A 9,643-nucleotide genomic window follows, 5' to 3' on the forward strand; every position below is an offset into this window, starting at 1 on the left:
CCGGTTGACATAAACAAAGGGGGCAATAATATTTTTTTAGCACTTGCTGGTTTTTTTGCTGATTTTGCCCGTAAGGTTGTTACTAGAATCCCCATACCTAGCGCAATGACTGTTGAGACAATAATCATAACATTGGCCGGAATATTTTCTAACATTGGTATTCCCCATATCTTTTAGTTTCTTCATTTTGTAGATTTAATATATGTCTGTTACATTGCGTAACACATTGATGAGTTGGTCCGGATCAAACGGTTTAGTGATGAAATCCTTTGCTCCGTATTCCAACGCATCGACAATAAGCTTTTGCTGCCCAAGTGCAGTAATCATTACTATCCTGGCTTCTGGAAATTCTGCAATAATATGCTTTACTGCTTCGAGTCCCGTCATCGTTGGCATAGTAACATCCATTGTGACTACATCTGGTTTTAACTTTCTATATTGCTCGATAGCCTCAAGCCCATTAGCGGCTTCGCCCACTATCTCAAATGGATAATCATCTAGCATTCGTTTAATCGTTGTACGCATGAATACTGCGTCATCCACTACTAAAACTGTCGGCATATCGTTGCCTCCTTATTTAAAATCCAGTAAAGTCTCCAAAAATAGGGCTTAATATACGAATTATATAAGTTAATCCGTCGAAAAACAATAGGATCCCTAAAGCAATCATAATATAGCCACCGACTTTAACAATCAGATTACTATTTTTACGAATCCAGTTCAATCTAGTGATAAAGAAGGACAGAACAAAGAATGGGATTGCAAAGCCTAGAACATATGCAAGCATATACCAGACGCCTGAACCAGGATTAGATCCAGCTAGTAATAATACAGACGCTAGAATCGGACCAGTACAAGGCTGCCAGCCTGCTGCAAAAGCCATACCTATTAAAAAAGTCCCTAGGTACCCAGATGGTCTGTTTTTAAAATGTAATTTTTTTTCTTTCATTAAAAATTCCGGTTTAAAAACTCCAACGACTATTAATCCAAATACAACGATAAAAATTGCACCAACTTGACGGATTAAGTCATCATACTGGATAAAAAATGTACCAATTAACGATGTGGCAAACCCTAATGCGATAAATATAGCAGAGAAACCAAGCAAGAAAAATAATGTATGTAGCATGCCTCTTTTTTGCATTAGCTTTTTATCTGTTTTAATTTCTTCTAGTGACATACCAGTTATATAGGATAAAAATGCAGGATACAACGGTAAAGTGCATGGGGAAATAAAGCTTAAAAACCCAGCACCGAACGCCAGTAGTAAGTTAAGATCTGTACTCACGGCAGTCTTCCTTTCCAAATTACTGTTCCTATCGTATCAAATTTCCTTTACTTTTACCCTATTAAAGCTTGTGACAGCTTTTTGAATTTTTTATGCTATATCCTCGACTACCCCATTTTGAAGCAGGTACATTTTGTGATATAGACCTTTCTCATTCAATAATTGCTGATGCGTGCCTCTTTCTACTATTTCCCCATGGTGAAGAACGAGGATCAATTCTGCATCTTGAATTGTACTTAGACGATGCGCAATAGCAATAGTCGTTCTGCCTTTACGCATTTTTTCTAAGCTGCTTTGGATGGCAACCTCGGTCTCAGTATCGATATTTGCAGTTGCTTCATCTAAAACAAGAATCTTAGGATTCGTTGCGATAGTTCTTGCAAATGCAATTAGCTGTCTTTGACCACTCGAGAACGTAGAACCTCTTTCCGACACCTTCTGCTTATATCCATTTGGTAACCTTTCAATAAACTTATCGGCTTGCACAAATTCAGCTGCTTCTCTCACTTCCTCGTCAGTCAAATCGTGACCGTGAAGTCTTATGTTACTCTCAATATCCCCATAAAAAAGGAATGGATCTTGTAGCACTAACCCCATCTTGTTTCGAATTTCAGCAGTCTGAAAATCTTTTACAGAATGCCCGTCAATTTTTATATCTCCATGTTCAAATTCATAGAAACGCATAAGTAGATTTATAATTGAGCTTTTCCCGCTTCCAGTATGGCCTACTAATGCTACAGTTTGGCCTGGCTCAGCAGTAAATGAGATATTCTTTAAGACATCCGTTTTTCCATCATAGGAAAAAGTAACATTTTGAAACTCTATTTTCCCTTTGTCAATCGTAGCTGTTTCCACATTTTTCTGTGTAGGCGCCAAATCACTCTCGTCTAACAGCTTAAATACCCTAGAGGCAGCAACAATGGCTAATTGAAAAATCGATAACCTTTGCATCACCTGGTTGATTGGCTCAAAAAATCTATCTATATAAGTAACAAAAGCATAGATCACCCCAACCTCCACGATATTATCCATGGAAGTGACTCCAAAATAGCTGAGGAGAATAATAATTGCTAAAGCATATACCATATCGATTGCTGGTCGCAGTAACAGGCTGTCTAGCTTAATATTTCTTCTTCCAGCCTTCCAATGTGATTCGTTGATATCATTGAACTCATCCTGCAAACGATCTTCCTGTCTAAATGCTTGAATCATAGTCATCCCTTGTAAAGACTCTGCCAGCTTTGCATTCAGCTGACTTAGTCGTTCCCTTAAGTCCTGGTATACTACTGAACTGTATCGACGGTAGGTAATGATGATTACAAACAAAATAGGCAATAAAATGGTAGTAATTAAAGCAAGCTTTACGTTCAGTAAGAACATAGCAATATAGACTCCAATAACTAGAAACCCACTTTGTACAAAGCCTACTAATACACTAACAAACATATCCTTGATGGCCTCGGTATCATTGGTAACCCTAGATACGATGCTACCTGCAGGAGTCTTATCAAAATAACGCATCCCTAGACGATGAACTTTCGAAAAGACATCAATACGCATCTGTTGAATGATTTTTAATGCAATCTCTTGGAACTTTAACAATTGGAAGTAACTTACAAGAACATTTCCAATTTGGATAAATATATATCCCAATGCCAGACCAACAAGTGGTCCAGTAGGAAATTCTCTTGGTGTTAAATAATTATCCATAAACGTTTTTATTAGATATGGTCCAAGGATATCTCCAGTAACCGTTAATATTAATAAAAACAATGCAAAAGCAATCATTTTTTTATGTGGTTTTAAGTAGGTTAGCAGTCTTTTAAGAACTAGCCATTGATCTTTCCCTGTAAGTGTTGGCTGTTTTTCATTCATCAGACGTCCCTCCCTTTTTCCACAAGATTCTCTAATTGCTGTAATTGATACATTTCATAATACATTCCTTTTAGTTCCATTAGCTCTTCATGCGTCCCTTTTTCTATAATAGTACCTTCATTCATCACAATAATCTGATGAGCATGCGCAATGGCACTTAAACGATGGGAAGTAATAATAGTCGTTTCATCTGTACGACTTTTCTTCAAGGATTCTAATATTGCTTCCTCTGTTCTCGCATCAACAGCCGAAAGAGAATCATCAAGTATTAGTAATTCTGGCTTCATCATCAAGGCACGGGCAATAGAAATACGCTGCTTCTGTCCACCTGATAACGATACTCCCCGCTCTCCTACTATCGTGTTATAGCCGTCCGTAAAGTGAAGGATATCTTCGTGGATATTGGCCAATTTTGCTGCTTCGTAAATTTCTTCCATCGTTGCATCTGCATTTGCGAACGCTATATTACCAGCAACTGTCGTAGAGAATAGGAAGTGATCTTGAGGAACATAACCAATCGCCTCTCTCAAACTTCTCTTCTTATAGGCAACTATGGAATGGTCGCCATACATAATATGACCGCGGTACCCTTCAAACTCTCTCATTAACAATTTTAAAATTGCTGTTTTCCCAGAGCCAGTCTTCCCTACAATTCCTAATGTTTCACCTTGCTTTAGGGTAAATTGGATATTGTGCAAAGCAACACGATCGTCACCAGTAAATTTGAAATCTTCAATATTAAATTGAATATCACCTTTAGGCTTTACATCTAGTGCTCCTGCATGGTCATCGATTTCAATTTCTTCCTCTAATATATTTCTTATCCGATCATAGGAAGCTCTTCCACGCTCTACAATATTAAATAGATAACCAAATGCTAGCATCGGCCAAACTAGTAATCCTAAATAGGATGTAAAAGCAAATAGGTCTCCAATACTCATCTCATCAGCTAATATAAAACGTGTTCCAAACACAATAGACAAGAAGAAACACATTCCCACGACTAAAGAAATCGTTGGGTCAAATAAAGAATCTACCTTGGCTACATGCATATTTTTAGAGACAACTTCCTTTGATAGATTAACAAAATCGTCTGTATCTTCTTTTTCTTGTCCGAATGTTTTAATGACTTTTACCCCGGAAATACTTTCTTGAGCTTTATCATTTAAACTAGAAAAAGCCTCCTGTGCAAAACGGAAACGTTGGTGGAGCAGCTTTCCATAATAACTAGTAGAAATGGCCATCAACGGTAATGGCAGTAAGGCAATGATTGTAAGCTTCCAGTTAATTGTAATTGCCATCGCAGCTATAACAAAGCCCCCCGTTGCCAAGGAATCCACCAAGGTTAAAACACCTGATCCAGCCGTCTGTTGCACTGCAGACAAATCATTTGTCGCATGTGCCATTAAATCTCCAACCCGTTTTTTCTGGTAAAAGGAAGGAGCCATTTTGGTGAAATGATTAAATAGCTTTTCTCTTAATAACCTTGCGAGATAAATAGAAGAGCCAAAAATCATAATACGCCAGTAATAACGTAGTACATACATCCCTATTGCTGCTAAAGCTAAAATAGTCAGCCATTTAAATAAAAACTCGTTAGTAAGTGTCCCCGCATGAATCTCGTCTACTACTAACCCAATAATTTTTGGTGGAAAAAGCTGCAAAAATGCAACAAATAGAAGCATTAAAACGCCAAATAAATATTGCTTTTTCCTTTGTTTAAAATACCAGCCCAACTCCAAGAATACTTTCACTATATTTCCCCCATATTACAAATTAAGACTTTACTAGTTTAGCAAATGTTTGAACATTACGAAAGATGGAAAAACAAAATAATTCGGAATCTGAAGTATTTTGTTAAATAATATCATTTGTGTTCGTACAAGAAATTATAAGTATGATACATTTAACAAGAAAAGCGCAAGCGCCTATATCTGCCCCGACAGGCAAATGGAGAAAAGCGAGGAGGCAGTTCCTCAGCCACCGCAGCTTTTATTCATTTGACCCCGAGGGGCAAGGCGATGAAGCTAGACATCAATTTACCTACAGGTTCAGAATTTTATAATTCCTAAACAATAAAAAAACATAGGAAGGCGGCATAAAAATGTTCGATGACAAGGTAGTAATCATCACAGGAGCGGCACAGGGGATTGGTAGAGGAGTTGCACAAGCATACGCAGATAACGGTGCTCATGTGATTTTAGCTGATAGCAATGAATCCCTTGGTAGAGAAACGGAGGAGTCTCTTTTACAGCAGGGGTACTCTTGTCTTTTTATAAAAACGGATGTCCGAGTGGAAAAAGACGTTATAAATTTAATGGAACAAACTTCAAAAGAATTCGGAACGATTGACATACTGATTAACAATGCGGGAAAATTCCAACCGAAATCACCTTACGACTTATCATTGGATGAGTGGGATGACGTCATTCATACAAATTTACGAAGCGTTTTCCTTTGTAGTCGTGAAGCGGCCAAGATCATGAAAAATAATGAATACGGTGGTTCCATCGTATCGATGGCTTCTACAAGAGCTTTTATGTCCGAGCCCAACTCCGAGTCCTATGCTGCTACTAAAGGCGGCATTATTTCGCTGACCCATTCCTTAGCAAGCTCCCTCGCCCAGGACAACATTATAGTCAATTGTATATCTCCTGGATGGATTGAAACTGGAGATTATAACGACCTCCGGGAGGCAGACCATGCTCAGCATTTCTCGGGTCGTGTAGGAAAACCAAGTGATATCGCTAAGGCATGTCTATATTTGACGGATCCTTCTAACAACTTTGTAACAGGCACAAATGTAACAATCGATGGTGGCATGACAAAAAAGATGATCTATGAGGCATGAGTCACTCTTTTAAACTAGTAAAATCCTTTCATTCTTTTTCATAAGAGAGTGAAAGGATTTTTATAGTTGAATCAATCTCGTAATTCCTTTTTATAAAAACGCACGAACAATTAAAATATAGTTATAAAATTTATAGAATTTTTAGTAATAACGTAGAATTGATTTCCGCTCTGGCGGACGCTTTTTCGTGGGGTGAGCGATAAGCCATCACCCGTCGCTTTCGCGCGCGGTTGTAATGTCTTATCTGTCTCACTCATCCCACTGGAGTCGCCACCTGCCGCTACAATCAATATAAAATAAATTGTTCGTGTTTGATTGGTAAATTGCTATTTATGAAATTGACTAGTTCGCTAGATTATTTGAAAATTCCATTAGGTAATGCCTTCACTTCTATAATTATTACTGGCAATAAAACGTAAAGCTACTTTTCTGTAAAAGTTATTATGTATGGATTGCTTAGGGCTTATAGGGAATCAAAAATGTCCACCTGTTAACGTATAATGAACGAACTCTCTATTTTCTCCATCTCTGTAATAGGCCTCTTCCTTAGCTTGGACCTTTTGAAATCCATTTTTCTCTAAAACCTTTTGTGAAGCGATGTTGTTAGCTGTGGTTTTAGCATCCACTTGATTAATTTCTTCCCATGAAATGGTTTGTAACAACAATGCTAATGCTAGACTAGCAATCCCTTTCCCTGAGTGCTCTGCTCCAATTCTGTAGCCCAAATCCGCCTTTTTTTGTTGTTTATCAATATCTATTAAATTAATACGTCCTATTATAGATTTCCCTTCCTTGATGAGAAAAAAATAGGATTCTTCCCTAGCTTGTTCCTCTAACAAAGCAATATTCTTCCTCATAAATATTTCGTGATGATAGTAATCTTCTCCTCTTGAAGGTACTGTCTGTTCAAAATAAGTCTTGTTTTTGGATTCAAAAAGATATAGCTCTTCTATGTCCTCCATCTTTAGCCTTTCAATACTAATATTCATTTAAAAACTCCCTCTTCCTGAAGACGAGCTATTAATTGCTTTGATTCTTATTCAACAACTGTATTCGCTCTTTTTCTTCCTGTTTATCAATGTATTCAAAAAAGCCAATTTGGTTTTCCCATGGATCCATAAAAGTGGCCCATTTAGCCCCAACTTCTTCCCTCGAGTGAATTTCGAAGTATTCTACATTAAGTTCCTTCATCACTCGTTCACGTTCTGCAACCAAATCCTTCACAGCTAAACGCAACGGACCGCTCCCCTTTGCTGAAATGCCTTCCGAAACCTGAAGCCAACAGCCTGAAATTACTTCCCATTCTACAAACCCATCATGAGGAATAAGCTCTCCCTCTCTTTTTAACAATGTTTTATACCATTGATGACCTTTTGTGAAATCAGATACTCTTATTTGGACTGTCATTTCAAAAAACATTAGCATTCCTCCAAATTTAACTTGATTGTATGGACCTTCGTTTGTTATTTACTCTTTCATAAGTTTATGATGGGTGGACCACTATCTCGTTTGATGAGCAGGGATCTTTTCTTCCCAAACACATAAGAATCGCTCCACTCCTGGATACTTTTCACCAAGACTTGATACTGCAAATCCGTAATGCCGATAAAAACCTACCGCTTCGTAGTCTGTTTCCGCTGTTAATCGATGAACCCCTAGCTCCTGCAAGACATAATCTATCATTCTGCTTCCTAGCTTTTGATTACGACTATCCGGGGTAACTGCTATATGCTTTATTTCTGCATGATGTCTCTCTATCATTTCTATTCCTATACATGCAACATAGACGTCATTGGTTTTCCAGCCATAAAGCGTTCTTGTTTCTATTTGTTGATACAGATTATATTCTTCTCTTACTCTTTCAGTTGATGTGGCATGCTCTAGTAGTTTAACAATAAGCCAATCTATTTTATTTTCTACAATTTCATTCAACTAAATATCCACCCCTTACTGTCTATCCAGAGTTCTGAAATAATGATGAAATTATTACTATGCTTTACTTTTTTGCATTATTACGAAGCAATTGATCCATGTGAGAATAGGTACGGATAACAGGATAATTAAAGAGCTATTTGTCAGCTTCACAAATACCTTAGCATCCATTGCATACAAATTAGCCGCGGCTATTCCTAAAAAGCACACATTTACTATACAGCTTGTCAGCATTGCCTTCCGTCGACCCCACCTTTTTAACACAAACAAGGATAAGAAAGTTGAAACTATAAAGGTTATTACTATTATTAGCGCGACAATTAAATACAGAGCTTTCACCCCCTAGTTTTAATAATTCTTTGTTTATGTGCAAAATACCTTCCTTATCCCCAAAGACTTCCATTGTGTTTAACGCCGTTTAAGTCCAATTTCCCGCAATCCCCAATCAAAACAAGAAAAGCGCAGGCGCCTATCACTGCCCCCACATACAAATGGGGAAATACTCGCAGGTTAAAAACCTTCATAAAAACAGCGTTAACTGAAAACTTGAATTGGGAATTAGATTCAATTTATGAAATAATAGATTTATATTAATTTATGAAGGAATGATGATAATGTACGTAGAAAAGATTGCATCTGATACTTCATTACAAGAGGCTTTTGACATCAGAAAAAGTGTGTTTGTTGAAGAGCAGGGTGTTCCTTTAGAGGATGAATTTGATCAATTTGATCAGTTGGATGGGCAGTGCCAGCATATTTTAATGACCATCGATCATAAAGCAGTAGGTACGGGTCGTATTCGAGCGGTCGATGGAGTAGGAAAGCTAGAACGCATCTGCATTTTAGAGCCATTCCGTAAACTCGGATTAGGAAAAGTCATTATCCATTCCCTTGAGGAAATAGCGAAGGATATGAGTCTTTCTAAGGTTAAGCTTCACGGTCAAACGCACGCCGAGGGCTTCTACGCGAAACTCGGTTATCACACAGCCTCCGATGCTTTCATGGAGGATGGTATTCCCCACCTTTTAATGACCAAACAGTTAAATTAATTAGCTATGTTAAAGGTAAAGGTTGATTTTAAATACACATAAAAAATGAGCTAGGATATTTCCTCCTGGCTCATTATAAATTCATTCCATTGTGCAGCTGCTTGAGACAAAATAACACCTACTTTGTGTTTAGTAAAGAGAGCTGTATTAACTGCTCTATATTTCATTAAAGCATCCGTTAGTTCAACAAAAAGACTTTATTCGGAGGTCATGTATCTGAAACAACTGATGCCTTTTTTGTTTCTTTGACTTTTTGGGTACTAAGGACAAAACTAAGAACTGCTGCAATGCTACAAACATACGGAAGGAAAGAGTATCCCCATTTAGAAATGACAAAACCACCAATCATTGAGCCAAGGGTAATACCAATATATAAAGCGGTATTATTCCACGCCATGACAATTCCTCGTTCGTTTGAATATTCAACCGCTAATCTTGCTTGGTATGAAGTAAATCCTGCATACCCAACTAAAGCCCATAAGAACAAGAAGAAATAGATCCAATCACCTGATGTGAAGAATATACCTAAACAAACAAATATTAGAGTCAAGAACATGAGCGTAACTTTCGATATATTCCTTTCTCCAAATCTATCTGTTAATTGTCCACTTATAAGACTTCCTAAAACAGCTCCGATACCATAAAAAG

11 protein-coding genes are annotated in these 9,643 nt (G+C 37.6%); 2 read left to right on the forward strand and 9 right to left on the reverse strand.

Annotated elements, in window-relative coordinates:
* Positions 1-195 precede the first annotated feature (195 nt).
* The 4 genes from AC06OU_RS09460 to AC06OU_RS09475 all read right to left on the reverse strand — a co-directional run bounded on the left by AC06OU_RS09460 (position 196) and on the right by AC06OU_RS09475 (position 4,917).
* Positions 196-561 carry a response regulator gene (locus tag AC06OU_RS09460; protein WP_475855416.1) on the reverse strand — a complete coding sequence of 122 codons (366 nt, stop codon included), beginning with the start codon at positions 559-561 and terminating at the stop codon, positions 196-198.
* 16 nt (positions 562-577) lie between these two features.
* Positions 578-1,288 (reverse strand): cytochrome c biogenesis CcdA family protein, encoded by a 711-nt coding sequence (locus AC06OU_RS09465; RefSeq protein ID WP_169359203.1) that lies wholly within the window; start codon positions 1,286-1,288, stop codon positions 578-580.
* A gap of 90 nt (positions 1,289-1,378) precedes the next feature.
* Positions 1,379-3,163: an ABC transporter ATP-binding protein gene (locus tag AC06OU_RS09470; RefSeq protein ID WP_475855418.1), complete on the reverse strand. Its 1,785-nt coding sequence runs from the start codon at positions 3,161-3,163 to the stop codon at positions 1,379-1,381.
* A complete protein-coding gene (locus AC06OU_RS09475) occupies positions 3,163-4,917 on the reverse strand; it encodes an ABC transporter transmembrane domain-containing protein (RefSeq protein WP_475855420.1) in 1,755 nt (584 codons plus the stop codon). The genes AC06OU_RS09470 and AC06OU_RS09475 overlap by 1 nt, the downstream gene beginning before the upstream one ends.
* Before the next feature lie 350 nt (positions 4,918-5,267).
* On the opposite strand from AC06OU_RS09475, the gene AC06OU_RS09480 reads away from it, so the two are divergent.
* Positions 5,268-6,014 (forward strand): SDR family NAD(P)-dependent oxidoreductase, encoded by a 747-nt coding sequence (locus tag AC06OU_RS09480; protein ID WP_475855422.1) that lies wholly within the window; start codon positions 5,268-5,270, stop codon positions 6,012-6,014.
* Positions 6,015-6,487: 473 nt separating this feature from the next.
* Here AC06OU_RS09480 and AC06OU_RS09485 read toward each other — a convergent pair whose 3' ends face one another.
* From AC06OU_RS09485 to AC06OU_RS09500, 4 genes are all read right to left on the reverse strand, one after another.
* Positions 6,488-7,003 carry a GNAT family N-acetyltransferase gene (locus tag AC06OU_RS09485; protein ID WP_475855424.1) on the reverse strand — a complete coding sequence of 172 codons (516 nt, stop codon included), beginning with the start codon at positions 7,001-7,003 and terminating at the stop codon, positions 6,488-6,490.
* Positions 7,004-7,034: 31 nt separating this feature from the next.
* The gene (locus tag AC06OU_RS09490; RefSeq protein WP_475855426.1) at positions 7,035-7,433 is read right to left on the reverse strand and encodes a VOC family protein; all 399 of its coding nucleotides are present in this window, start codon (positions 7,431-7,433) and stop codon (positions 7,035-7,037) included.
* Between the two features lie 81 nt (positions 7,434-7,514).
* Positions 7,515-7,946, reverse strand: coding sequence for a GNAT family N-acetyltransferase (locus AC06OU_RS09495; RefSeq protein ID WP_475855428.1), 432 nt, complete (start codon positions 7,944-7,946; stop codon positions 7,515-7,517).
* Between the two features lie 57 nt (positions 7,947-8,003).
* Positions 8,004-8,285, reverse strand: coding sequence for a hypothetical protein (locus AC06OU_RS09500; protein ID WP_475855429.1), 282 nt, complete (start codon positions 8,283-8,285; stop codon positions 8,004-8,006).
* A 275-nt stretch (positions 8,286-8,560) separates the two neighbouring features.
* Here AC06OU_RS09500 and AC06OU_RS09505 point away from each other — a divergent pair, with 275 nt between their 5' ends.
* Positions 8,561-8,995, forward strand: a complete 435-nt coding sequence (locus AC06OU_RS09505) for a GNAT family N-acetyltransferase (RefSeq protein ID WP_475855431.1) — start codon at positions 8,561-8,563, stop codon at positions 8,993-8,995.
* 208 nt (positions 8,996-9,203) lie between these two features.
* On the opposite strand, the gene AC06OU_RS09510 is transcribed toward AC06OU_RS09505, so the two are convergent.
* On the reverse strand, positions 9,204-9,643 hold a 440-nt coding region (locus tag AC06OU_RS09510), incomplete at its 5' end, for an MFS transporter (RefSeq protein ID WP_475855432.1).

Source organism: Psychrobacillus sp. (assembly GCF_056205495.1).

Coding starts and splice junctions, on each gene's coding strand:
- AC06OU_RS09460 (WP_475855416.1), bottom strand. CDS start 561: ATGCCGACAGTTTTAGTAGTGGATGACGCAGTATTCATGCGTACAACG.
- AC06OU_RS09470 (WP_475855418.1), bottom strand. CDS start 3,163: ATGAATGAAAAACAGCCAACACTTACAGGGAAAGATCAATGGCTAGTT.
- AC06OU_RS09480 (WP_475855422.1), top strand. CDS start 5,268: ATGTTCGATGACAAGGTAGTAATCATCACAGGAGCGGCACAGGGGATT.
- AC06OU_RS09485 (WP_475855424.1), bottom strand. CDS start 7,003: ATGAATATTAGTATTGAAAGGCTAAAGATGGAGGACATAGAAGAGCTA.
- AC06OU_RS09490 (WP_475855426.1), bottom strand. CDS start 7,433: ATGTTTTTTGAAATGACAGTCCAAATAAGAGTATCTGATTTCACAAAA.
- AC06OU_RS09505 (WP_475855431.1), top strand. CDS start 8,561: ATGTACGTAGAAAAGATTGCATCTGATACTTCATTACAAGAGGCTTTT.